Source organism: Candidatus Woesearchaeota archaeon (assembly GCA_018302225.1).
In the GTDB taxonomy this organism is placed as follows: domain Archaea; phylum Nanobdellota; class Nanobdellia; order SCGC-AAA011-G17; family JAGVZY01; genus JAGVZY01.
In genome coordinates this window covers 25,099-51,048 of the sequence record JAGVZY010000013.1, presented here as the reverse complement: position 1 = coordinate 51,048, position 25,950 = coordinate 25,099, and the positions used below count along the sequence as shown (strand labels likewise).

At 28.5% G+C, this 25,950-nt stretch carries 24 protein-coding genes and 1 tRNA gene; 13 read left to right on the top strand and 12 right to left on the bottom strand.

Translation table 11 applies throughout. The features are described 5' to 3' along the window. Positions 1 to 46: 46 nt before the first annotated feature. From J4403_03810 to J4403_03785, 6 genes are all read right to left on the bottom strand, one after another. Positions 47 to 937: a glycosyltransferase family 2 protein gene (locus J4403_03810; GenBank protein ID MBS3167304.1), complete on the bottom strand. Its 891-nt coding sequence runs from the start codon at positions 935 to 937 to the stop codon at positions 47 to 49. Further along, a complete protein-coding gene (locus J4403_03805; GenBank protein ID MBS3167303.1) occupies positions 930 to 1,601 on the bottom strand; it encodes a polysaccharide deacetylase family protein in 672 nt (223 codons plus the stop codon). The genes J4403_03810 and J4403_03805 overlap by 8 nt, the downstream gene beginning before the upstream one ends. A 135-nt stretch (positions 1,602 to 1,736) precedes the next feature. Further along, complete coding sequence (gene prf1, locus J4403_03800) at positions 1,737 to 2,837, bottom strand: peptide chain release factor aRF-1 (GenBank protein ID MBS3167302.1); 1,101 nt, start codon at positions 2,835 to 2,837, stop codon at positions 1,737 to 1,739. A 68-nt stretch (positions 2,838 to 2,905) separates the two neighbouring features. Then, positions 2,906 to 3,541: an MBL fold metallo-hydrolase gene (locus J4403_03795; protein MBS3167301.1), complete on the bottom strand. Its 636-nt coding sequence runs from the start codon at positions 3,539 to 3,541 to the stop codon at positions 2,906 to 2,908. Positions 3,542 to 3,548: 7 nt separating this feature from the next. Next, positions 3,549 to 5,933, bottom strand: coding sequence for a valine--tRNA ligase (locus J4403_03790; GenBank protein MBS3167300.1), 2,385 nt, complete (start codon positions 5,931 to 5,933; stop codon positions 3,549 to 3,551). 45 nt (positions 5,934 to 5,978) lie between these two features. Continuing rightward, positions 5,979 to 6,374 carry a hypothetical protein gene (locus tag J4403_03785; GenBank protein ID MBS3167299.1) on the bottom strand — a complete coding sequence of 132 codons (396 nt, stop codon included), beginning with the start codon at positions 6,372 to 6,374 and terminating at the stop codon, positions 5,979 to 5,981. Between the two features lie 106 nt (positions 6,375 to 6,480). On the opposite strand from J4403_03785, the gene J4403_03780 reads away from it, so the two are divergent. After that, a tRNA-Phe gene (locus J4403_03780) sits at positions 6,481 to 6,584 on the top strand. Here the strand turns inward: J4403_03780 and J4403_03775 are convergent. After that, the gene (locus J4403_03775) at positions 6,566 to 7,204 is read right to left on the bottom strand and encodes a hypothetical protein (protein ID MBS3167298.1); all 639 of its coding nucleotides are present in this window, start codon (positions 7,202 to 7,204) and stop codon (positions 6,566 to 6,568) included. The genes J4403_03780 and J4403_03775 overlap by 19 nt on opposite strands. A gap of 117 nt (positions 7,205 to 7,321) precedes the next feature. On the opposite strand from J4403_03775, the gene J4403_03770 reads away from it, so the two are divergent. From J4403_03770 to J4403_03735, 8 genes are all read left to right on the top strand, one after another. Next, a complete protein-coding gene (locus J4403_03770; protein MBS3167297.1) occupies positions 7,322 to 7,834 on the top strand; it encodes a hypothetical protein in 513 nt (170 codons plus the stop codon). 46 nt (positions 7,835 to 7,880) lie between these two features. Continuing rightward, positions 7,881 to 9,218 carry a cysteine--tRNA ligase gene (cysS, locus tag J4403_03765; GenBank protein ID MBS3167296.1) on the top strand — a complete coding sequence of 446 codons (1,338 nt, stop codon included), beginning with the start codon at positions 7,881 to 7,883 and terminating at the stop codon, positions 9,216 to 9,218. A 214-nt stretch (positions 9,219 to 9,432) separates the two neighbouring features. Continuing rightward, on the top strand, positions 9,433 to 13,209 hold the full coding sequence (locus tag J4403_03760) for a putative metal-binding motif-containing protein (GenBank protein MBS3167295.1): 3,777 nt from the start codon (positions 9,433 to 9,435) through the stop codon (positions 13,207 to 13,209). Next, positions 13,206 to 14,699: a hypothetical protein gene (locus J4403_03755; GenBank protein ID MBS3167294.1), complete on the top strand. Its 1,494-nt coding sequence runs from the start codon at positions 13,206 to 13,208 to the stop codon at positions 14,697 to 14,699. The genes J4403_03760 and J4403_03755 overlap by 4 nt, the downstream gene beginning before the upstream one ends. Positions 14,700 to 14,804: 105 nt before the next feature. Then, positions 14,805 to 15,218, top strand: coding sequence for a 30S ribosomal protein S19e (locus J4403_03750; protein MBS3167293.1), 414 nt, complete (start codon positions 14,805 to 14,807; stop codon positions 15,216 to 15,218). Position 15,219: 1 nt separating this feature from the next. Continuing rightward, complete coding sequence (locus tag J4403_03745; GenBank protein ID MBS3167292.1) at positions 15,220 to 15,393, top strand: hypothetical protein; 174 nt, start codon at positions 15,220 to 15,222, stop codon at positions 15,391 to 15,393. A gap of 8 nt (positions 15,394 to 15,401) precedes the next feature. Further along, positions 15,402 to 15,821, top strand: a complete 420-nt coding sequence (locus J4403_03740) for a 60S ribosomal protein L31 (protein MBS3167291.1) — start codon at positions 15,402 to 15,404, stop codon at positions 15,819 to 15,821. Between the two features lie 32 nt (positions 15,822 to 15,853). Continuing rightward, positions 15,854 to 16,792, top strand: a complete 939-nt coding sequence (locus J4403_03735) for an RNA-guided pseudouridylation complex pseudouridine synthase subunit Cbf5 (protein MBS3167290.1) — start codon at positions 15,854 to 15,856, stop codon at positions 16,790 to 16,792. On the opposite strand, the gene J4403_03730 is transcribed toward J4403_03735, so the two are convergent. Next, entirely contained in the window at positions 16,793 to 18,781 is a 1,989-nt protein-coding gene (locus tag J4403_03730; protein ID MBS3167289.1) for an ATP-binding protein, read from the bottom strand. Between the two features lie 53 nt (positions 18,782 to 18,834). Here J4403_03730 and J4403_03725 point away from each other — a divergent pair, with 53 nt between their 5' ends. Next, positions 18,835 to 19,818 (top strand): radical SAM protein, encoded by a 984-nt coding sequence (locus J4403_03725; GenBank protein MBS3167288.1) that lies wholly within the window; start codon positions 18,835 to 18,837, stop codon positions 19,816 to 19,818. Here J4403_03725 and J4403_03720 read toward each other — a convergent pair. Continuing rightward, positions 19,805 to 20,302: a metal-dependent hydrolase gene (locus tag J4403_03720; GenBank protein ID MBS3167287.1), complete on the bottom strand. Its 498-nt coding sequence runs from the start codon at positions 20,300 to 20,302 to the stop codon at positions 19,805 to 19,807. The two genes, J4403_03725 and J4403_03720, sit on opposite strands and share 14 nt — an antisense overlap. Before the next feature lie 18 nt (positions 20,303 to 20,320). Beyond that, positions 20,321 to 21,703, bottom strand: a complete 1,383-nt coding sequence (gene gatB / locus J4403_03715; protein MBS3167286.1) for an Asp-tRNA(Asn)/Glu-tRNA(Gln) amidotransferase subunit GatB — start codon at positions 21,701 to 21,703, stop codon at positions 20,321 to 20,323. An 83-nt stretch (positions 21,704 to 21,786) separates the two neighbouring features. Here gatB and J4403_03710 point away from each other — a divergent pair, with 83 nt between their 5' ends. After that, on the top strand, positions 21,787 to 22,464 hold the full coding sequence (locus J4403_03710) for an HAD hydrolase-like protein (protein ID MBS3167285.1): 678 nt from the start codon (positions 21,787 to 21,789) through the stop codon (positions 22,462 to 22,464). Positions 22,465 to 22,475: 11 nt separating this feature from the next. Here J4403_03710 and J4403_03705 read toward each other — a convergent pair whose 3' ends face one another. Together J4403_03705 and J4403_03700 are read right to left on the bottom strand one after the other, a co-directional pair. After that, complete coding sequence (locus tag J4403_03705; protein MBS3167284.1) at positions 22,476 to 23,759, bottom strand: hypothetical protein; 1,284 nt, start codon at positions 23,757 to 23,759, stop codon at positions 22,476 to 22,478. A gap of 307 nt (positions 23,760 to 24,066) precedes the next feature. Beyond that, positions 24,067 to 24,942, bottom strand: a complete 876-nt coding sequence (locus J4403_03700; GenBank protein MBS3167283.1) for a hypothetical protein — start codon at positions 24,940 to 24,942, stop codon at positions 24,067 to 24,069. Positions 24,943 to 25,080: 138 nt separating this feature from the next. Between J4403_03700 and J4403_03695 the strand changes: the two genes are divergently transcribed. Beyond that, complete coding sequence (locus J4403_03695) at positions 25,081 to 25,524, top strand: hypothetical protein (GenBank protein ID MBS3167282.1); 444 nt, start codon at positions 25,081 to 25,083, stop codon at positions 25,522 to 25,524. Between the two features lie 4 nt (positions 25,525 to 25,528). After that, positions 25,529 to 25,933 carry a hypothetical protein gene (locus J4403_03690; GenBank protein ID MBS3167281.1) on the top strand — a complete coding sequence of 135 codons (405 nt, stop codon included), beginning with the start codon at positions 25,529 to 25,531 and terminating at the stop codon, positions 25,931 to 25,933. The last annotated feature ends 17 nt before the right edge of the window (positions 25,934 to 25,950 follow it).

Here is a 25,950-nt window from a genome sequence, read left to right as displayed (position 1 = left end):
GATAAAGCTTTTTAAATTTTTTGATTTAAGGCTTAAAAATGTTCTTTTAAGCTTTTTCAGTAGAATTTATCCGTTTTATAAGTTTTAGAGTTGAATGTTTAATTGGTTTTCTTTCTTTAATTACCCAAGGCAGACCTAAAAAGGCGTGAAAAATAGCTTTGAAATAGCTAAACATGAAGTTCAGTCTTATTCTAAATAAAGTTCCAATTAAAAACCGACAAGTTTTGATTATAACTTCTGGAAAAGGTAGATTTAACCAAAATGCCCAGATTATATTTCTTTGATCTAAATAATAATTTTTAGAATTAGATCTGTTTTCTTGGCAGATTGCATGATAAACTATTATTTTAGGGCAATATTTCATAAGATATTTATTGTCTAAGATTTTATAAGCTAAATCTAGTTCTTCTCCTCGACTAAAAAAGTGCGGGTTATAATTGCCGGTCTTTTTTAGAACTTCTGATTTTATCGCACTGCATCCTGCGCCAAAACATGAAGTATAAAACTCTTTTTTGAAGTATTTTTCTCTTGGCAGTGCATGAAACCAATTGCTAATATTTTTTGAGTCAAAAGTTAAAATATTACATTGCACTAAACCCAATTTTGGATTTTTTTCAAATTCTTTGACTATTTTTGAAAGTGCATTTTTACCTAACTTTGCGTCATTATCTAAAGAAAAAATTATATCTCCTGTTAAAATTGAAAAGGCTATATTTCTTGCTTCTATTCCAAGGTTTTCTTTAAATTTTAAAAGTTTAATATCTTTAAAATTCTCTTCAATCATTTCTGACGAACCGTCAGTAGAATTATTATCAGCTACGATTATTTCATAATTTTTATAATCTTGATTAAGCACACTTTCTATTGCTTGCTTAAGAAAATTTCTCCTATTCCAATTTAGGATTACAATAGATATTTTCGGATTGGGTTTAATCATCTTTTATTACTCCATGAGATATTTTTCTTAATAAAGACCATAATGGTGTAAGTTTTAATTTAAAAAAATTTAGATTTTCTTCTGGATTCATCATCATTCTTTTAAGTTGATATTTATTTGTTTTAGAAGTATTTAAACCAAAGTCTATTGTTACTGCATATTTATATCCTATTTTGATGGCGGCATCTATAACTTTTTGGTTATATAATCCATAAGGATAACATAATATTTTAGACTCTTTGTTTATTAAAGATTTTAAATGTTTAATAGGAGAATAAATCTCTTTATCTAATTCTTGGGGGGTTATCTTTGTTAAATCTGGGTGTGTTAGAGTATGAGACTCAAATTCTATTCCTGAATTGCTCATTTGTTTAATTATATTTTTTGTTAGGAAATCTTTTTTGTTAATTAAAGAAGTTGTTAAAAATATTGTGGCCTTAGAATTATATCTTTTTAAGATTGGAAAAGCAACTTCATAATTATTTATATAACCATCATCAAAAGTTATAATAACTGAATCTTTTTTAATATTCTTAAAATTATTTAACTCATTAAAAGAAATAATTTTATAATATCTTTTAAGGTATTTTAATTGGGATTCAAACTGCTTAGGTGTTGCATTAACCAAATGAGAGTCTATATTTTCTTGTATTTTATGGTACATTAAGATGATTAAATATTTTCTTTTTGAAAATTTTCTTAGTAAATTATAAAAAGTCAAAAGTCCTGAATAGTAAAAACAATTTCCAAGTAAATTATAAGTAAAAATTCTTTTTTTATATTTCAATTTTACACCTTTTTATTGTCTAACAATAGGATATCTAAGTATTGCACCGACTTTTCCTAATTCTTTTAATTGCATTCCTTCTTTTGTTTCTGTTGATATATACTCTGTTTTAGTGCTATATTTTTCGGCTATAGTTTCTAGCTCTTCTGCAGTTTTATCTTCTATCGAGTCTGAAAGAAGTAAGGTATCTACAACCCCCATTTCAAGCATTTCTTTAACTTGTGCAATACCATAAGCAATTTTGTTTTCATCTTTTGCAAAAGTTTCAAAGAATCTATTCATAAGCTGCTTTTCCCTAATGATATCTTCTTTTGCAAGCACATCTTGACAAGATTCAACTAAATGATGCAAACCTGATTCATCTGTATAAGTTAAATCTTTAACTGCGACAATTTTTCTTTGTAATTCATCATTTAAACAATTTGAGTCTATGAATTCATTTTTAGTCATTCCAGGTCCACCAATCAAAACTCCTTTAATATTTGTTTTTATTGGTAAAAATTCTGTGTTTGCTGCATCAGCTACACGTATAAAAAATTCTTTGGTTAGATTTTCTCTAATATTTCTGAATCTGTTTGCAGACTGTCCACCTGTTTTAAATTTTCCTGGGACTGAAGAATGAAAATATTTTATAGTGATTATTGATGTTCCTTTTAATAATCCAATTGTTGCTTCTTTTTTGTCTAGAACAATTAGAGCATAAAAATCAGTATATTCTAATTGCTCTTTTAATGGATCTAAAACAAAAGTTTGGTCACATCGATATAATCTTGTTTTAATGGGTTTTGGAGGTTCGATTGCCCAGACATTTAAATCCACTTTTCCTTCTCTTTCTGAAGTATTTCCTGAAAAAATAGCCAAACCATTTGAGGGGGTTTGTTTATATAATCTTAATGATCTTATCATTCTTTCGAGAGCATCTATAACATTCGTTCTTGTTGAGGCAGATTTGATGTTTTGTGCGGTTCCTTGTTCTTGCTGTAAATGTTGTATAACCTTGTTAATATCATATTCTTGAGGGATATAAACTGAAACTAATTCTGTGTGTCTACCTCTAATTAATGAAAGCTCGTTAATTATCTTCTTTAGTCCGTGTTTTTCTTTTGCATTCATGTTAAATTGTTAGTCTTGATTAAAAGTAATTTAAATAAGAGGGTTTTTTAATTCTTTCTAAAAATAAGTCACGCTTTACTTAGAATTTTTGCTTCGCATTTTGCAAGTTTTTTGAACTTCTCTGCATCTTCCAGAGTTCCTACTATAGTTCCATAATGCATAGGAATTGCTATTTTAGGTTTTATTGTTTCGGTGCATTTTGCTGCTTCTTCTGAATTCATAGTATATGTTCCGCCAATAGGAATTAAGGCTAAATCTATATCTTTTAAATTAGACATTTCAGGAATTAGATCTGTATCTCCTGCATGATATATTCTTTTATTGCCCATATTGATTATAAAACCTACCCAGTCATTTTCTTTTCTATGAAAGTTTTTTCCAATATTATATGCGGGGACTGCTTCTATCTCTATATCTTCTATAACTAATTTTTTTCCTGGCTCAACCAATTTTAAATTTTTAATTTTATTAAATGTTAAAGCTAATTTACTTTGACAATCTGGAACTGTAACTATAATTGTGTCTGGCTTAGATAATTTAATTACATCTTCTGGACTACAATGATCATAATGTTCGTGAGTTATTAAAATTAAATCGGCTTTTTCGGTTTCTGTAGTTTTGAATGGATCTATATAAATTATTTTTCCTGAATTAGAGATTAATTTAAATCCGGAATTTCCTAACCATTTTATATTTTCTAACATTTTAAAATTAAGCAAATGAAATTTGTAATTCTTTACCAAAACTTAAATTTTGAGTACTTGTAACTGCTTTCAAATCCTCCAAAACTTCTTTTAATAAAGATTCGTCAGGTTTAGTTAAAACTAAGTTTATTGGTGTTTTAAGTGATTTTTGTTGTTTATTTTTGAATTGCCTTACTTCTGAAAGAATTTCTATAAACCTATCTCCAACTTTTTCTAGATCTTTATTAATTAGTTTTTTGTCTGATTCAGGCCATTGTGAAATATGGACTGAAATTGATTTTTCTTGTTTTGTAAAATAGTTTTGATAAATTTCTTCTGTAAAATGAGGCATTATTGGTGCAATTAATTTTAGACATGAAAGTAAAGAAGTGTATAAAGTGTATTGTGCTGAAATTCTTGCATCTTTTCCTCTTTTATCTGGATTATATAATCTATCTTTTATTATTTCTAAATAATTATCACAAAGTGTATGCCAAAAGAAATTTTCTGTTTCTGATTTTACTTTTGAATATTCATAAGCATCAAAAGAATCTGTACAATTTTTAATTAATTCATTTAATTTTGAAAGTAAATATTTATCCATAAATTCTAATTTCTTAGGTTTTTGAAGTTTGTAATCTTGAAGATGCATCATAGAAAACTTTGAAGCATTCCAGAATTTAGTTATAAATTTTTGTCCTGTAACTAAATCTTTTTCTTGGTAAGCTAAATCTTCTCCTAACTTTGAACCTGCTGCCCAAAATCTTAGTGCATCTGCAGAATATTTTTTAATAACTTCATTAGGGTAGACAACATTACCTTTGGATTTGGACATTTTTTCACCATAGGGATCTGAGACATTTCCAGAAATAATTATATCATTCCAAGGTTGTTTATTATTATGATAAACACCTTTTACAATAGTATAAAATGCCCATGTTCTAATTATATCATGCGCTTGAGGTCTTAATGAAAGAGGATACATCTTATCAAAATCAACATTCTCAAAACCTTTATCTTTTGCCCAGTTTAAAGCAATTTGAGGAGTAACGCTACTAGTCGCCCAAGTATCCATAACATCTTTTTCAGGAATTAATTCTTCTTTGTGTCCTTTAGGTTTATCTGATAAAGGATCTACTGGAAGTTCTTTTTCATCTGCTAAAACTATAGAACCGTCTTTTTTATACCAAACTGGAAATGGAACACCGAAATGTCTTTGTCTTGAAATACACCAATCCCAATTTAAATTTTTAACCCAATTATCATATCTAGATTTCATGGATTTTGGATACCAATTTATTTTATCTCCTACTTTCAAGAATTTTTCTTTATTATCAATAACATTTATGAACCATTGTTCTGTTGCTAAAAATTCTATTTCTGTTCCACATTTATCGTGAACATTAACATTGTGAGTAATTTGTTTTTTAGATTTTAATAAATTTTTATTTTCTAACTCTTCAAGAATTACTTTTCTTGCATCCCTTATTGAAAGACCTTCAAATTGTTTTGCTAAAGAGTTTAATTTTCCTTCTTTAGTTAAACATACTCTGGGTTTTAAATTCTTTTTTTGAATTGCATCAACATCAAATCTATCACCATAAGAACAAATCATTAAAATTCCTGTACCTTTATTTATATCTGCTGAAGGATCTGCAAATATTTCTACTTCTTGCTCAAATATTGGAACTATTGCTTTCTTACCTATTAAGCTTTTATAACGCTTATCTGAAGGATTAACAAAAATACAAACACATGCAGGAAGTAATTCTGGTCTTGTTGTTGAAATTGTAATAGTTTTATTATCTTTTAATTTGAATTCTATTTCATTAAAAGTTGAACTTAATTCCTTGTCTTCTAATTCTGCTTGTGCAATTGCAGTTTGACAATTAACACACCAAATACTAGGTGCAGCTTTTTTGTAAACTAAACCTTTTTTATATAATTCTATAAAAGATTTTTGTGAAGTTTTAATTGAGTGAGCATCAATTGTAGAATAAGGATTTGAAAAATCGCAACTCATACCAATATAGATCCAATTATTTATGAAATCTTGTTTTATTTCTTTTAAAGTATTTCTACATAGTTCTACAAAATCTTTTCTTGACATTTTTGTAGATTTTACAGATTTCATTTTTTCTACCATTCTTTCTGTAGGTAGGCCATTGTCATCTGTTCCAAAAGGATAAAAAATATTAAAATTATTCATTCTTTTGTATCTGACTATAAAATCTTGCTGAGAATATGAAAAGGCATGCCCTATATGCATTGCTCCAGAAACTGTTGGTGGTGGAGTATCTATACTATATATAGGTTTTTTAGATTTAGGATCAAATTTGTAAAGTTTTTTATCTATCCAGTATTTTTGCCACTTTTGTTCTATTTCTTGTTTGTAATCTCCTAAATCTGACATAAAATATTCCACAGAAAATGACTATTTAAAGCTTTTGTTAAGGATTTATCCAAAGAACGAAGTATTTCTTGATATAATACTTCTTAGAAATAAAAATAATAAAGCAAGCATTAAACACAAAATGAAAACGATGAAATAAGGTTTTAGAGGTATTTTACTTCTTCTTATTGGGGCAATTTTTGGTCGTATAAAAGGATTTTCTTTTTCAGCTGGAGGAATTATTAATTTTTTTGCAACTAATTGTTTAATTTCATCTTTCTCTGATTCTTTCAAAGTTGATTTTGTTTTAGTTAGGCTAATTTCATTTCTTGCATCAGTTATAGCTTCATCTACATCAATTATATTCCAACCTTTTTCAAGAAGTGCATCTCTTATAATATGAACAGGTATATTTTTACTAAATTGTTCTTTCACATAATCAGATAATTGTTGTTTAGGCATTTTAATTTTTTATAGATTTAGGATTAGAATGTGTTTTATTATATATACTCTTCGTAGGAATTTATGGAAAGCTTTAAAAATGAAAGTTTAATTTATAGGCTTGTATGGGAAGGTAGCTCAGCTGGGAGAGCACATTCTTAAAACTTCGGGTTTAGGAAGCTCAGACGGCTGAAGACCGTGGGGTCGGGGGTTCAACTCCCCCTCTTCCCATATTTTAAATATTTTTTCGCCCTATTTAATTTATAAGGATTTGAAAAGCCTATCTCATTAACCCATTTTTCTAAATTTTTTTGTCCGTTTAAAGCGACTTTGTAGGTTAAATTTTTTGATTTATAGCTCCAAATCTTGGGGACTTTAAATCCCTTTTTAATTAAAGCCAATTTTATTTGATTTGCTAAATTAAGACTTGAGGTGGTGATTTCTATTGAAGGATAATTTAATACGCCGGGTTTTTTAGAAACAAATACAGAACCATCTGTATCTACTATCCCGCGTAAAGTAAATTTCAGTAAATCCCAACGAAAATATATCTGGGAAGGTATAACTACATTAAAACATTTATTTATGCCGCAAGGTATATTAAATGAATTAGATAAGGTGGAAACAATTTCTTTGGAGTTTATTACCATTCTTAATCCTCTTTCACGTATCCTTATTTTTGGATTTTTCATCCAAACACGAAAGATTAATTTTTTTAATTTTTTATAATATAGATTATCATTATTTGGGTGGCCTACAAAACCTATTTGATACTTATGATTTTTATTGTAAATATAACCATCCCCTATTAAAGCACCTATTATCTCGGCTAATTCAGAAGTTAGTTGCATAATAAAGAATAACCATTTTAGTTTATATACTTCACGCATAGCTGTCATCTTGTCAGGGTGGGCTAAAAGAGCAATATTTATATATCAAGATAATTTAGTTTTGCTAAGGTGATGTTTATGAAATCAAAGAAAGGTGCGATTGAGCTTTCTATGAATACTATTATTATAGTAATTATAGGTATTGCTATGCTTGGTTTGGGATTGTTTTTTGTTAATAAAGTAAGGCTATCATTAACAGGAGCTATAGATAAATCTACAAGTCAAATGGATTCTGCATTAAACGATGCTTTTGAAAGTGGTGAAACTGCATTTATTAGACCTATGAGTATTGAAACTGGAATAAATTCTAGAAAGACTTTTGGAATAGGATTTGTTAATGAAGGTAAGGATTGTGAGTTAGAATACAATATCAAATCTATAGGTACCACAGATAAGAATATTGCATTTGTTGGTGGAAAGGGTACTGCAAAGGTTTTAAGTGGAGCTAAATTTACAAAGAATAATATCCAGCTTAATGTTCAAAAAGGAACTCAAGTAGGAGATTATGAGTTTGAGTTAGATTTAAGTGGAGATTGTGATTTGGATGGAATTAATAATCCTACTTTAATAGTTAATGTAGTTGCAAAATAAGGTAGAATAAGAATAATTTTATATACCTTTATTCTTTTTTCTTTTTATGTTTGTTTTTAATGATTTAACTAAAAAAGAAGAAGAGTTTAAAGTTAAAAATAATTCTGTAAAAATATATGTCTGCGGTCCTACAGTTTATGATTATGGACATTTAGGGCATGCAAGAAGTGCTATTGCTTTTGATATAATAAGGAAATTTCTGATTTATTTAGAATACAAAGTGAATTATGCAATGAATGTAACGGATATTGATGATAAAATGATTCAAAGAGCAAATAAAGAAAAAACAACTGTTAAAGAACTTGCAGAAAAATTTACAAAATATTATTTTGAGGATATGAAAGAATTAAATGTTCTGTATCCTGATAAAATGATTAAAGCTACAGAAACTATTGATTATATAATTAAAATAATTAAAAAATTACAAGAAAAAGGTTATACTTATGAAACATCAGATGGAGTTTATTTTGAAGTTAGGAAATTCAAGAAATATGGGCGATTAATAAAGTTAAATAAAAAAGATGCTAAAAAATCTAAAGATAAAAGTGGAGAAGATAAAAAAGATGCTCAAGATTTTGCATTGTGGAAAAAACAGAAACCGAATGAGCCTGCATGGAATTCTCCATGGGGAAAAGGAAGACCCGGATGGCATATAGAATGTAGTGCTATGATTTTAAAACATCTTGGGGAAACTATAGATATACATGGCGGTGGTTCTGATTTAATATTTCCACATCATGAGAATGAAATTGCTCAAAGTGAAGCTGCAAATGGTAAGCCTTTAGCAAGGTATTGGATGCATAATAATATGGTCAAGGTTGATGACACAAAGATGTCTAAATCACTTGGAAACTTTTTTACAATAAGAGACATTCTTAAGAAATATAATTATAGAGTTATAAGATTTTTTTTAATTGGGACTCACTATAGAAGCCCTATTAATTTTAGTGAAGAAAATTTAATTAATTCAAAAAATAGTCTTGAGAAAATTGATAGATTTTTAGAAGAATGTAAATCCCGAAAAGATGCAGACAAAAAAAGTGTTGATAACTTCTTAAAAGACTTTGAAAATGCAATGAAAAAAGATTTTGATACTCCTAAGGCAATTGCAATAATATTCAATTTTATTAAAGAATTAAATAAAGAAGAAAAAGGTGGAAAGATTGCTTTTGATGCTTTTGTAAAAATAGATTCTGTTTTAGGAATTATGAAAACAACTAAAGACAAAATTCCTGCAGAAATAAAAAAACTTGCAGAAGAAAGAGAAAAGGCAAGAAAAAATAAAGATTTCAAAAAAGCAGACCAATTAAGAAATAAAATTCAAAAGAGAGGATTTTTACTTGAAGACTCTTCTGAAGGAGTAAAAATCAAACAAATTAGCTAAATTCTGAGTAAATTATTTAAATAACTTGAAATAACTTCTATTTGTGGAAAAGAGGGATAAAAAGATACTAAAAATAGCTATAGTCGCTTTAATTATTATAGTTATACTTTTATTATTAAGAGGATGTAAAGTTAGGTGTGGTTCTAATAGTGATTGTAACCCTCAATTGTGTGAAGGTGTGTGTGAAAAAAATGGAGATACTTTTTCTGGACAGATGAAATGTGTTGATGGTGGTTGTTTCTGTGTCTGTGAAGGCAAAGCAGGTGTTGGGCAAGAATATAAAACTGAAGTTGGAGATTTAAATTATAGTTTGGTTAGTTCAAGAAAGCCATTTGGTAAAAATATGTTTAGTTTAATCTTCCCTAATCTTGGCAAAAGCGGATTGAGTTGTATAGATAAAGATGGTGATGGTTATGGTGAAGGTTCTGGATGTAAGGGTTTAGATTGTAATGATAATGATAAGACTATTTATTTAGGTGCACCAGAAATTTGTGATAATAAAGACAATAATTGTGGTGGAAATATTGATGAAAATTGTGAAAAATTCTGTGGTAACGGTAATATAGATTCTGGAGAAAGTTGCGATATTTATAATTGGGGCAATATAAATAATTGTACGGATTTAGGGTTTTTTAGTGGAAAACTAGTTTGTGATGAAGAATGCCATTTTAATACTCAGGGTTGTAATTCTATAACTCAGAAAGAAGTCGAATGTAGTAATGGTGTGCTTGATGTTGGTGAAGAGTGTGACACTTTAGCACCAAAAGGAAAAACTTGTAGAGACTTTGGAAACTTTAAGAGTGGAAATTTAAAATGTAGTAATGAATGTAAGATTGATAATTCTGAATGTTCTATAAAACAAGATTGTTGTATTGATGCTGATGGAGATGATTATTACACCTTAAAAAATACAGAAAAAGAATGTTCTGAATTAGGTTCTATATTTACACAAGAGACATTTATTGAAACTTTATCTGATCCAACTAATCTAGTTTGCGTTCCTGGGTCTAGAGTAACTGATTTAATAGACAACCCTCTTAATTTAGGCAATAACAATTTGATAGATGGCACTCTTTTAGACAATAACAAATGTTATGAAGAGGTTATTGAAAGAATACCTAAAAATCCTGGAGATAAATTAGTTACCTTAAAATCTCAAGGAATAAAATATTGTAGAGATAAATTAAATACACAATCACAAAATTATTGTGGTAATCCACATGAAGAATATAATACTGAATTAAAAGGGAAAGTGGTCTTTTCTAATAATCTATGGATTGGTGCAGTAGGAGAAGGATTTATTTGTGAAAATGAGGTTTCTGTTGGATCTTGTGACATTGAAGTTTATGATAAAAATATGGAATTGATTTTAGAAAAAGAAGTAAATTTGAATAGTGAGTGTACTGGAACTACCACAACTAAAATTTGTCAATTAAATTTGGATGGTTCTAAAATGAATTATGAAGATTATACTGTAGGATTTACAATGAAGGATGATTATAATAATAAAATAATTGAAACATCTCAGCCAATTAGTAATATTATATGTACTTTAGATATTGATTGTTATGCAAATGATAAGTTTGAACAAAGTTGTGAAGAAGTGTGTAGTGACTATGGATTAGGATATGATTTCCCAAAATGTAATAATGATGCTTATGGAAACAGAGGTTGTTATTGCAAGTGTATTTCTAAAAATGTTAATGATCAAGCTACAAGTAAATGTTTTGGTGTTGGTTTTGTTAATCTTGGAGAACCATTGGAGATAAAACATAGATCTGGTGGATTAAAAGGGGGTTATCATACACCAATATCAAGTATGAGAGTATTAAATCTTAAATTTTTGGGGAATAGGCTCTCAGTATATAATATAAACCCGCCATCACCTGGGACTTGGCTATGGGGCGGAATAATTCCCACCGAAGGCATGGTAGTGCCGTTTTATGATCTTCCATGGAATATTGACTGTAGTTCGGAAGCACTTAAATCAGGTTATTATCTAATTGATGCAGACCCCTATCAATATAATTCAAAAAGATCAGGTTGTATGTCTTCATGTCAATGTGTAGACTTTCCACCTTCAGGTTATTTTGTGGATGGTAGTCTTGGTCCTACTTATGGGAAAATAATTGAAGGTTTGGGTGATGTGCAAGATTCAGATGCAGAATATTCTATAGATTGTTGTATGCAAACTGGTCAGTGTGGCTATTATCCTTCAATAACTTCAGAATATAAAATGAGTTCTGTAAAAAAAATATCTGTTAATAAAAATGGAATTACAATCCCAGAAAATAAAAATCCTCCTACATCAAAAAAAGGTTCTGATAATGAAGGCTATACAGAAATTATTACTAAAAAATTAGTTGAATGTAAGGTTACTCCACCAAAATGTGAAGGCACTGAATGTGTTGAACCTAAAAAATGTGAAGGATTAAATTGTATAATCATCTTACCTAAATGTGTTGATAATGATTGTACTCAACCTAAAAAGTGTGAAGAAGTTTGGCCAGATTTAACTAATCTTCCAAAAATACCTTTTATAAATTTAGATGCTTCAAGTTCGTTTTTCAAAGAATTATTAAATAACAAACCAATAAATATAGATACTACTTTAAAAAAATGCACATCTAAAGTTTTAGATTGCGATGATACTAATCCTTCAAAATATCCTGGTGGCCCACAAGATTGTGAATGTAATTGCCCTGTTCGAAATGAGCCTAAGATAGATCAAGTTATTTATTGTAATAAAGAAATTGATCCAAGTAATCCGAATTATTGTGAAGATTTAAACTTAGAACATACCTTAAATTTAGACAATTCAGATCAAGATTATATGTGGGTAGGTTTTATATTAGATGATGTTAGATGTAAGAATGGTTATTTTGATTTAAAATGTGGTTTTGATATTATGACTTATTTGCGTGGAGATGGCATAACCAAGGTTTATGATAGTGGTGTCAGAGTTACTAGTACAGATGGAATAGGAGAAACTTTATTTGAAAAAAAAGATTATACTAAAAGAACATGTTATCTTAATGAAAAAGCATTTTGTCAGGTTAAAATTTCTAAAAATGAGTTAAATGAAGGAGAATATACTGTCGCATTCCAGGGAAGATATACTCCATTAACTCCTGGAGGTACTTGGACTGTAAGTAAACCTGTAAACTTATTTACAATTACAAAAAGTGAAATTCAGGAAGCAATTTCAGAAGATATTATACAAACTAAAGAGATTAAAGAATATGCCTTAAAAATTCCTCAGTTTAGTGAAATGCTAAAAATCCATAAACAAACTATATGGTGGGAGGACATTGTTGAAGCATACCCTTCTGAAAGTGAATTTGAAAATTTGAAAGGATTGGGGTGGGAAAAAATACAATTTACTTTAACTCCAACTACTGCAAAAGATGGATTTATTTGGAATTCTCCGAAGGATAAAATTACATTACATGATGAAAAATGTTCTCTTCATTCCCCATTATGCACTTTGGCTTTTGGTGCTGAAAAGCGTTATTCAAAAATGAAAGCAATAAAAATTTCAACTAATACAAAAGTATCTATACCTAAAAATATTAAATATACTCTGGATGGAAATAAATGTACTATTGTTTCTTGTGACAAGCAAGAAGATCAAGTCCTATTAATTGGGAGTGATGTCAGGAGACCTTATGCTGAGAGTAATATAGGCAATTATATTACTTCTATCAAGGAGGCAGGAAATAATCAGATTAGTGCTTCGTGGAGTTTTAGTTTTGATGAAAGTGGAATACCTATGCCAGCTCATGAAGCGCGTTTTTATATTAGTATTTTATCTTCAGAAACAGAAAAATTATCAGATCTTCCGTTTATAGGTCAAATGCAAAAAGATATGAAATGCGAGATTATAAATAAACAAGAGTTTGCAGGAATGTGTTATGATCTAGACATAAATCAAATAAATGTAGAAACAATTGTGCTTCCAAAAGATGTAGAATATATACCCTTACTATGATTACTAAAGAACAAGAAGATAGGAAAAATGAAAGAAGAGATTTATTACTTATCGTTGGATTATGTTTAATTGTGATTTTAATTGTCTTGTTTCTTATTTTTCATGGGACTAGCAAGTGTGTTTCAATTTGTAAAGAAAGCAATAAGATATTTAATGGGAGTGTGAATTGCATTCAAGATAGTTGTTATTGTACTTGTGTAAATGATAAAACTAAAAATACAGAACAAATAGTATTACCTTATCTTAAATCATCTTATTCAGATAAGGATTTCAATCTTTCTGAAATAAAAATTGTTGGACGAGATTTAAGAGAGCTCTTTAATTTAATAGATATAGAATTTATAGATGAAAAAACAGTTAAAATCGAAGGGAAAATTTATTATTTAGGTGGTGAAGATTTTTTGTATTTAGATAGAGGTTTATTTCCAGATATAAAAGTAAGATGGGTAGAAACCAAAAAAGGAGATGTAGCTGATTTAGATATTATTGAATTAATAAAAAAATATGGATGGTGTGCTACTTCTCCGTCATCCGATTGTCCAAACTACCACAGAACTTCAAAAAATCCAACTTATATTTCATCTTCAAATGGAATTAATGCAGGAGGTAAAAGCTATTCTGTTCAAAATAATAATTTAATTGAAACTACAACTTTTTTGGGTGGTTTGATTACAACTACAAAAAATATAGAAGATGATGGGACCTTAATAAACGGAAAGTATATCCCCTTGGATAGTATAAAAAAGGCTAGTATTAATGAAGATTCTTGTTGGTGTAAAAATAGGGCAGAATTATTTATTTTAGATCCAATTTATTGTAATCGCGAGGTATCAAGAGATTTAAAATGCGATTCTGTTAATAATTATAAACAAAGTTCAAGCGAATTGTGGATTGCAACTCCTATCCAAAGTAAAGTTTGCACACAAGGTAAAATCCAGGACATTTCTTGTAGAATCTTAATAAAAGATAATAATGGAAATATAGTGTATACTTTAAATTATCTACAAAAAATAAACTGTGATTTAAGTGATAAAACTATTTGTCAAATAAAAGTTGATGCGAATAATTTTGTGGGAAAATATAAAGTTGATTTTGAGATTACTTATTTAAAAGAAACAGGAATAGATAAAAAAGTAGTAATTAAAAAGCCAAATAATCCTCTTGAATTGTTATTATGTGAATCTGTTAGTGATTGTTCTGCCGATAGGTTTACTGCAGATTGTGAATGTAAATCAGGGTTTACTGCAACACCCGGTTGTATACTTGGAAAATGTCAATGTTTATGTGAACCTGTAACTAATCCTTCAAAATGTAGTGTTAAATATGGAAAACCTAATTTTGCAGGAACGCTAAGAGAAGGTTTAGGATGTAATGAGGATGTAACACAATATACTAGTAAAGATTTATTTTGTTCGAATCATAAGCCTGCTGATGCTCCTGATGGTGTAACTTTAGTTTGTTGTGATGATGGACAATGTGGGAATGCTTAAAATTCTTAATAAAGAAAGATTTTTAAACCATATATTGCTTTGAATTAAAAGCTTGAAAAAGCGAAAATAAGCTTAAAAATAAAAAATAAGGAAAAAAAGGTTAAAATGGGGACAATATTCGATTATAGTGCATCAAAATTAATAAACAAGGCAGCAGAAGCTTTAAAATCAGTAAAAGAGATTAAATCTCCTGACTGGGCTAGCTTTGTAAGAACAGGAAGAGCTAAAGAAAGACCTCCGACAGAGCCTGATTGGTGGTATAAGAGAACTGCAGCCATATTAAGAAAAATTTATTTATACAGCCCTATTGGAGTTTCAAAATTAAGAGTAAAATTTGGTTCTAGAAAAAATAGAGGTGTAAAACCTGAAAATTTCTATCCTGCATCTGGAAATCATATTAGAAAAATGTTGCAACAATTACAAAAAGCAGGATTAATCGAAGAAAGTAAAAAAACCAAGAAAGGAAGAATAATTACTGCTAAAGGAAAATCATTTTTAGATAAATTGGCTAAAGACTAAAATGGCAAGATACAAACATATTTCAAGAAAGAAAAGACTGATTAAAAAAGGAAGACAAACTAGATGGGCTCCGTTTTGGGCAGTTCCAAAAAAGTATGGTGCTGGAAAGAAAGTTCATCCAGGTAGAATCACTGCAGTTAAAAGAAGCTGGAGGAGAGTAAAACTTAAACTTTAATTTTTAAAATGGCTGAAGAAAAAACATATATCATTCCATTGAGAAGCAGATGGCTTAGAGCTCCAAAGTATAAAAGAAGTAAAAGAGCTGTTGGTGCTTTAAGAGAATATCTAAGTAGACATCTTAAAAGAGATGTGAGAATAGGAAAATATCTTAATCATGCTATTTGGAGTCAAGGGCATAAAATGCCTCCAGGAAAAGTAAAAGTAAGAATAGAGGAAGATAAAGAAAGCATGACTGCAGAATTATTTGATGCTCCTAGAGCAAAGAAAGAAGAAAAAGTGGAAAAGAAAAAAGAAGTCAAAGCAGAAGAGACTAAACCAGAAGTAAAAGAAGAAAAGAAAACTGAAAAAGTTAAAGTTGAACAAACTGAAGAGAAGCCAATTGCAGTACCGAAGAAAGAAGTAAAGGCTAAAGTTGGGCACTAAGTTATTTAAATCTTAACTTATTAATTCTGAATATGACTAAAATAATTATAAAAGAAAGTATAACTAATCCTAATAAAGGTAAATATCCTGAAATGCGTGAGATTAGAGAACTAATTGAGTATGGGATTGTAAATATAGATAAACCTGCAGGACCTACATCCCATTTAGTAACTGCAAATGTTTCTAAGATAGTTGGAGCTAGTAAGGGTGGACATTCAGGAACTTTAGACCCTGGTGTAAGTGGGGTGCTACCAGTTGCATTTGACAAGGCAACAAGAATAATGGAAATATTTCTTAAAACCGGTAAAGAATATGTATGTTTAATGAGGCTACACAAAGAGATTGATGATAAAATTCTAAATAAAGTGTTTGACAAGTTTAGAGGTAAGATACAACAATTACCGCCTGTAAGATCAGCAGTTAAACGTCAATTAAGAGAAAGAGAAATATACAAAATAGAAATTCTTGAAAGAAAAGATAAATTTGTTTTATTTAGAGTTAGTTGCCAAGCTGGAACTTATATAAGAAAATTATGTTCTGATATTGGTGTATTAATTGGTGGAGCGCATATGCAAGAACTTAGAAGAACTAGAGTTGGACCATTTAATGAAGATAATATTACTACAATAACTGAGATTAAAGATAATTATGAGTTTTGGAAAACTAAAAAAGATGAAAGTGGATTAAGAAAAAATATAATTCCAATTGAAGAAGCTGTTTCCTTTTTAAAGAAAATTTGGGTATTGGATTCTGCGGTTGAAAATTTATGTAATGGTTCTGATTTATATTCTGGTGGGATTTCCGCCCTTGAAGATGCAATTAAAAAAGATGAAACTATTGCGATATTTACATTAAAAGACGAATTAGTTTCTATTGGAACTGCAAGGTTAGATGCTGCAAAGATTAAGAATTCCAGAAGTTGTGTTGCAAAGAATGGTAAGGTGTTTATGAAGCTTGGAACTTATAGATAATTAGGTATAAACAATTAAATAACATTCTTTTGTATCTAAAATATTGGTAAAATTCGAAATTGTTGCTTTTATTTTTTCAGGTTCTGCTTGTTTGTTTAATTTCTCTGCATTGTCTACTTTCATGAAATTTACTTTTTCATAAACTGCAAATTTAGATAAATCATGCAAAGGTTTTAATGAATTTGAAAGTGAGAATTTTGTATCTCTTATTAAAAATCCTTTGTTTGCTAAAGTATTAACAATATCGTAAACTTCTGAGAATTGCATTCCTGACTTTGCAAAGGCTTCTGAAGGGGTGAATTCTCCCAGTATAATGGCTAGTTTGAGCATTTTCATTTGACTTTCTGGAAGTGAATTTATTTCAGGTATTTTGAATCCAGAAGCAGTTTCTATATTGTTTATTATTTGCCCATTATTCAAATTAATTAATAAACTGAAATCTGAAAGAGTTTGAGTTTTACTTGGAAGTTTAGATTTGCATTTTAAGAATATGCAAGGAATTAATTTTATTTTAATATCTTTATTTCCTTTTATTATTTGAATATCTTGCAAAGATAATTTTTGTTTTATTATAGGCATTAAATCTGCATCTTGTGTTGAATTTACTAAACTAGAAATAGTTTCCATAATATCTACTGCTTCTCCACCATGTTTAGATTTTCTTGTTCTTATGTTTACAAAAATTGGAACATTAACTGCACCTACGACTAAAGCTGTACCTATTGGAAGATTTTTTATTTCTTCTGCAGATTCATTAGTTATACCTTCTACTGAAGAAACAACTGCTCTTAGATCATTTGGATTTGTAATTTTAAGTATAATTTGTGTGCTAACTTGAGAAAGCGCATTTTTTTCTATTCTTGAAGGTCTTTGAGTAATTAAACATAGACCTAAACCAAACTTTCTTCCTTCTGCTGCGATTTGTCTTAATATACTTGAAGATTTTGCTTCTTTATAATTTCTTTCTGGAATAAAATTATGTGCTTCTTCAACTACTAATAAGAAAGGGGGGATATTTCCTTTTTTTCTTTCATCGAATAAATCATAAGCTAATTTGTAAACTATTGCTTCTTGCAATTCTGGCGGTATGCCTTTTAAATTGATTATGGAAGCCTTATTAGGCTGTACAATATCTTTCATAGATACTGGATTATCTGAGAAAATGTTTAATTTTTTTATATATTCTAATATGCTAATTAAAACCCATTTAGCATTACTTTCTTCTGTTTCTAATGAAAGAATAATTTCTTGCATATCAAAATTATTCATATTTTTTAAAGCAGAATATAATATTCCTATTTGTTGATTATTTAGTTTTGCAGGTAAGAGTTGAATTAAGGTTGTTGGAGAAAGATTTGCAACAGACAATTTTAAAGGAATAGCTTCTGGATTTGATTCTGTGTCTGGAGCATATTCAATTATATTATTTAAATAAGACTTTGGTTCTAAATTAAAAGTTTTTAATTTTTCTTTTTCTTCAAAATTAGGATTTTTTAATGCAATATATTCTCCATGTGGATCTATAATAACTACAGGTATTTTTTTGTCAATTATTTCTTCTAAAATAACTCCAACTGTGTAAGATTTTCCAGAACCTGATTTTGCTAAAACTGAAATATGCTTAGTTAGTAATCTATTAATATCTAAAAAAACATTTAAAGATCTATTTTCAATTCTACCTAAATAAACACCATTATTATTTTTTTCTAAGCCCAATATTTCTTTAATAAATTCATCATCTGCTGAATTAACTTCTAAACCTGGAGAAAAAGGTGTCCTAATAGGAGATAGTTTTCCTTCTTTTCTTAAACCAACAATCAAACAATCTGCAATAGTCTCATTAACATCTCTTTTAAGTTCTATAATTTGACACAAAACTATGCCTTCTGGAGATTCAACTTTAAGATAGTCAAATTTCTTTGCTTCTTGATCTAATTTAAATTGAAAGTAGTTTGTTGAGGTTTTTCCTATAATTTTTCCTAAAAGCATAGGTTTATTTGTGCTGGAAAGATTTATTAAGATTGTTATTTGTTTTTAAACAAATGGAAAAGATAGTTATAGACTCAAAAGTACCTCTAATAGGTAACATTTTCTTTGGTATAATTGACAGAGGAACTAATGTACTGCAAGTTAGAGCAACTACACGATGTAATTTGAATTGTATTTATTGCAGTGTTGATTCTGGAGTTAATTCTAAGCTTCATAAGTCTGTCTTTGAAGTTAAATTAGATTATTTACTTAATTGGGTTAAAAAAATGGTTGAGTTCAAAGGTGAAGGTGTTGAAGTTCATTTGGATAGTGTTGGTGAACCTTTGATGTACCTCCCTATTATTGAACTAATTAAAGAAATTAGAAAATTAGAAAATGTTAAAATTATATCTATGCAAAGTAATGGACAGTTACTTAATAAAAAATTAATTAAAGAATTAGATGACGCTGGATTAAATAGAATAAATTTGTCTATAAATAGTTTAGATGAAAAAAATGCTTGTTATATTGCCGGAGTTCTAAAATTTAATATTAAAAACTTACTTGAAAGTATAAATGAGCTTAAAAAAACTAAAATAGAGGTTCTAATTGCACCGGTTTTAATTCCAGGTGTAAATGATAAAGATATAGAGGAAATTGTTAAGTATTGCAAGGATAATGAAATTAAATTAGGAATACAAAAATATGAAATATATCCTTATTCTAGAAAAGTAAAAGAAGCTAAACAAGAAAGATGGTATCATTTTTATAAAAAATTAAAAGAATTTGAACAAAAGTATAAAATAAAATTAGTTTTAAATCCTAAAGAGTTTGGAATTGAAAAAAGGCCAAGGTATCCAATAGATATTAAAAAAGGTGATAAACTAAATGTTGAGATAGTTATGCAGGGGTGGTTGAATGATCAAAAAGTTGCAAAGTATAAAGCTGCTTCTATAACTATTAGAAACTGTTCAAATAATATTGGTGATAAAGTTAGAATTAAAATAGTAGAAGATAAGAACAATTTGTTTATTGGCGAATTAATTAAAAGTAACTAGATATTTTATGTTTAAATTCTTCGTGTAATAACCATAATACTAAAAGTATTGAATCTATTGATGCAAATACCTGAACCATAACTTTTTCATCTTTTATTAAGTCCCAACCAATACCTACAGCACTAAAAGGATAAATAGGATAAATATAACCTGCTAAGATTGCATCTAATACTAAATGGACACTAAAACCAAATGCAATTGCAAGTAAAGGTAGTCTCCACTTCTTTATTATTAAAACAAGAAGTACTAAAAATAAAGGTATCATAAATGTGTGAGTATAAACTCTATGAACACTATTTAAGTTTATATTATTATTAAAAAATAGTTTTAAAATCCAGAATAAAGCAAAATCTAAATCTGGAAGTAAGCCAGCTATACCTGCAATTAGAACATGATATCGTTTTATTCCATCTTTATAGAGATAGTCTCTAATAAACTCTGCTGAAACTAATGCTGTGAGTATATGTGTTACTGCGTAAGGCATTCTCTAGAATTTAGTTATTTACTTTATAAGCTTTTTCATCAAAGCATTTACTACTTGTGGTGATGCTCTTCCTCTTGTTTCTTTCATTACTTGTCCAACTAAATAGTTAAATGCTTTTTCTTCTCCATTTTTATAATCTTGAAGAACTTTCTCATTTCCTTTTAGAATTTTTTTACAAATAACTTCGAGTTCATTTTCTGAAGAAACTAATGCAAGTTTGTTTTTTTCAACATAAGATTTAATATCAAAAGGTTTTTCAATTAATTTTTCCATAATCTTTTGTGCTGTTTGTTCTGTGATTTTCTTTTCTTTTACTAAAGTAAGTAAATCAATTAAATGTTGCCCGTCAATTTCCATTTCTGAAAGCTCTTTTTTATTATAGTTTAAAACTCTTAAAAGTTCTCTTCTAAGCCATTTAGCTGCAAGAATAGGGTCTATTTTAGTTGCAATTTTTTCAAATAATTCTGCTAGAAACAATTCTGAAGCAATAGTTTCTGCATCTTCTTTTGGAATTTTATAGATTTTAATATATCTCTGAACTTTTTGATGCGCTAATTCTGGAATTTCTTTTTCTACTTTTTTAATTAAAGGTTGTAATTCTATGATTGACAAATCTGGATCAAATATATAACCATAATCTTCTTCTGTTTCTTTACTTCTTAGTTTAAAAGTTAATTCTTGTTCAGGATCCCATGCTTTTGTCTGCTGCTCTTTTGATTTTTCTTTTTTTTGCACTTCTAATTCATAAGTTAGAGCCTTACTTATTTCTTTAAATCCTGAAATATTTTTTATTTCTATTCTTGCCCCGCCCTCTACTGAAATATTTGCATCTGCTTTTATTGTTGCATCTTTTGAATCATAGATATTTAGATAATTTACTCTTTGTATTAATTTATTTAAGAATTCTCTTGCTTCTTCGGGTGAAGTCATATCTGGATCTGAAACAACTTCTACTAAAGGAATTCCTGCCCTATTATAATCAATTAAAACGTACTGAGAAGATTGCATTCCTGATGGATGAATTAAAGCTCCTGGGTCCTCTTCTAGATGAATTCTTTTTAGATTTACTTTTTTACCTGAATCTAAAACTAAAGAGCCTTTTTGTCCTAGTGGAATTTCGTATTGAGTGATCTGATAATTTTTAGTCATATCTGGATAAAAATAAGTTTTTCTTGAGAATATTGCTTCATCTGCAATTTCAAAACCTAATGAAAGTGCTAATTTTAGAGCATTTTCAACTGCAGTTTTATTTAGAACAGGTTTTGAACCTGGATGTCCTAAACAAACATGGCAACAATGAGAATTAGGTTCTGAATCTATTTTTGGAAGTTTACAGCTACAGAAAAGCTTTGTTTGAAGCTTATTTAAGGGTATATGAACTTCAAGACCTATTTTTACCATGGTTGTTATTATTAATTTAGTATTTATAATCTTTATCTTGTTAGAATATAAAGTTTTTTAAGTTTAACATTAAATTTTAAATTATGCGAACTATACTAGTATTTGATAATGATGGCGTTTTAAGGGATGAATCTAAATCTTATCAAAAAGCTATCTCTCAAACAGTTTTTGATTTTAGTGACAACTATCCTTCAGAAGAAGAATTAATTGACTCTATGAAAGAGAGTAACGATGACTGGCAAAGAACTTATAATATTCTTAATCAAAGAGGAATAAATATCAAATTTGATGAAGTGAAGGAACATTTTCAAGATTTATACTTAGGAAAGAAAAGAGATTTTACAGGATATATTAATGATGAACCTTGGCTAATTGAAAATATACTTTTATATAAACTTTCCAAGCGTTATGAAATGGTTATTGTTAGTGGTGCACCACGTGAGGAAATAGAGTTTACTTTGAAAAAAAATTATGCTAGATGTTTTTTTAATGAAATTTGGGGTATGCATGAATGTAATGGAAAAAAAGATGGTTTAGAAAAAGTAATTGAAAGATTTTCGCCCCCACAAATTTTATTTTGTGATGATCGACCTTCACCTTTAAAAGAAGCTAATACTCTTTCAAATGTTAAAGCTTATGGTATTATACCTCCACAAAAATATAAAGGTTGGGGTAAAACCCTTAGAGAAGCTGGAGCTAAAAAAGTTTTTAGAAAAGTTAATAACTATTGCAAGGCCATTTTAGAAGGAAGAATTAAATAAAAATTATATTCTTAAAAATAACTCATCAAACTTTTCTGTGTTTTAGTTTCTTTTATTAATAGACTCTTAGAAAAAATATCTTGTAAATCATAGTGAAGTATTTTCATAACATAATCTCTAAAGAAATTTAAAGAGGAATTTAAATCTTCAAAAATAGAAGGCGGTGAAGAGATTGATTTTCTTGAAGTTTCTCTACAAACCCAAACACCCATAGGATACTTATATTCAGGAGTTTCAACTCTAAAAATTAATACTCCTGCTTGTCTTCTTCTTTGTATTAAGTATTCTAATATTGGAAGCCTTGCAGCATAGTAACCACCTACACAATGCTCTGCATAGGTTGTTCTTCCTTTATAAGATTCGTAGTCTGTTGAGATTTCGATTTTTCCTGTAAAATTCCATATAGAACCAGGTAAGAAACCTTCAAATAGTTCATAACTCCAAATACGTGGCATTAAAAGAATAAAATAATGATTTCCAAAAAAAGTAGCATAATAAAATTCATACTTGTCTATTGTTTCATAACCTTTTACTTGATGTATTAATGATTTACCTACTATATCGTCTACAGCGGTTATAGACCATCTTGTTGAAACAAACTTTCTATTTTTTGCTAACCCTAAAGTCCCTATAGATAATAATTTAGACATATCTGATTCTTCATGCCCTTTTGAATGTAAAATTTTGATTGCGTCAACTGCTTTCAAATCAGAATCTGAAACAACTTTATCTACATAAGTAGGAATTTTAGGATTATCTGTTAAAGTTATTTTTTTTAATTCTGCTTTTGGTCCAGAAGGCAAAGTAACTTTATCAAAATTAACTGAAAGTTTTATTTTTTTATTTAATTGAACTTCTGTATCTAAAGGTTTTGAAGACATAGAAATTAATTGTGCAATTTCTATAAATTTTTTATTTAATGAGAAATTTGAACGTGCATCTTGTGCATTTGTTTGAAATCTTGAATTTACTAAACTTGATCTTGTTTGAAATAAACCTTCTTGAGAAATATTCTGTGAAGCCCAAATTCTTGGTGACTCTAGAAATGATGTTGATGTACTCCAATCTTGAGAAATAATTTCGTTTTGATCTAATTCTGGAAGATTTAAAATTCCTACATTCATTTTTGGGTAGGCTAATTTACTTCCCACAAAAACACTTGGAGGAGTTGCACCAAAAAACTCATCAGAATTAATATCTTTTATTTTAAAAATACTTTTTTGAGAATAAATAGGACAATAATCTAGTCCACAAGCTAATGCCCCTTTACAAGTTATACATCTTTTATCAAACATTAAACTAAAATAGTTAATTTAATATTTAAATAATACGCATAGATGTCACAATGTCAGAAAGTAACAGTTTTTAAATAAAATTTTATAAAAACAATTTAAAGGGGTATATAAAGGTTGTATCGAAACGTTTATAAATTCCAATTACATAAAAAATTACAATGGAATTTGACGACTTCGATGATTTCTTGTTTGATGATTATGAAGATATGGCTGAATTCGACAAGGAACTAAGAAAAAGAGAAGTTGAAGAATATTTTAATAGAAAAAAGCCAAAGATTGCTTCTTAAATTTTAAAAAATATTAAAAATTAGTTCTTATAAAGCTTTTTGATTGAGGTTTTTAGAAGATTTCTTAAAGAGCTTGATTTTGCCTGTGAAACCCTTGATTTTATTTTTGTTAAGTCTGGCTTTTCGGTAGGTTTTTCTGTTAGCTTTTTTTCGGGTTGAGGTTTTTTTTCTGAAGGTTTTTGAATTTGTTTAGTTTTAGGTTGAGGTTTTGATTGTGGTTTTATTTGTTCTTTCTTTTGAGCTAGTTTTTGTGGAATTTGTTTGATAAATTTAGATTTAATAAACGGTTTTTTAGAGTATTGTTTCTTTTGGAAAGGCTTTGCTTTTTGTTTAGACAGTTTTATTTGTTTTTGTTTTTTAATTTGAGGTTTTGATGATTTTTTTTGTTTGGCTGCTTCAACTTCTTGAGCTTCAAGTTCTATAATCTCTTTTTTTATATCCTCTATTTTTCTTGAATTATCTTCTCTTTCAAGAAGTTGCCCGCACTCAGGACATTTGAAACCATACTCCATTGCTTGCTCTTGTTCTAATCTTATACATTCATCTTTACAAATAAAGAAATTTCCTTTTGTTTCTCTATCTAACCTATTTCTTAATAATTCTAAACTTTTTAATCTAAGGGATTCTGAAAGTTCTTTTGCACGTTTATAATTAAAAGACCAATAATAAATATACCAACCTTTAATTTTGTCTTTCTTTCTTGTAAATGAAACTAAGTTTTGAGATTGAAGTTTATAGAGTTTGTTTCTTACTTCATTAACAGATATTTTCATCTTTTCTGCAATTTTAAACTCACTCACATTTGACTTATCTTTTATTAAATTAACTAAAAGAATAGTATCTTCTCCGGCTATATTTGAAATTAATTCAGATAATAATTTGTTGGAAAGACGCATTTAAACACCTATTTTGTTTGGAGATTGAGTAGTTTAAAAACATTTCGGTAAATTGGATAGATTTTATCACTTTTAAAGAATGAGAAAGTATTTTAATACTAAAAAATTTAATTAGTTTAACCAACGGAGGTGCCTATCATGGGTTTATTTAGCAAAAAGAAAAGTTCGAGTTTTCCATCAAAGCCAAATTTCGAACCACCAATATTTCCTTCAAGTAATAAATTAGACATTCCAGACTTTCCAAGTTATGAACCTTTAGAGCAACCAACTAGAGAAGATAGTTCTGCAATAAAAAATGCTGCACTTTCAAATGAAGATTTTGATTTTCAAAGTCCAAATTCACAGCCCGAAACTTTTACAAAAGATCATGCTCAAGAAATTTTTGTAAAAATAGATAAATATAGAGATGCTCTTGAAACTATAGAAAAAATAAAAATAAAATTAAGACAGTCTGAAACTATAATTGAAAAACTTGAGGAAGTCCGTGAAAAGGAAGAAAAAGAATTCAATGATTGGAAATCTAGCATCAGCGAAATAAAACAAAAATTGTTGTATGTAGATCAGAATCTTTTTGAGGCATAAATAGATGGTTGAAGCAGTTCACGCAAAGGTAAGAAATCCTCTTAATTTGAGGAGAGCGGTATTAGAGTCTGCAATCTCCTCAGTTAAAATTTTAAAAGGATATGATGCGATTAAATCACTTAGACAAGAAAAAAGGAAACTTGAATCTGAGCTTCAAACCTTGCTGGACAATGTTAATTCTGAGATGCATTTATTAATAGATAAACAGCTTCCAGGTATAAAAGGATTTAAGATAAAAGAAGAGAAACATCATCATGAAAAAGAGATAAAATCTGAAAAACCTGAGAGTAAAACTGAAGTTTCTGAAAGAAAGATTAGTAATATTCCAAAAGTTAGTAAAAAACCAGTCCATTTAGATAAACTTGATGTTGAATTAGAAAGTATTAAAGCTAAAATGAATAGTTTATAAGCGGATTTATTTTTGAT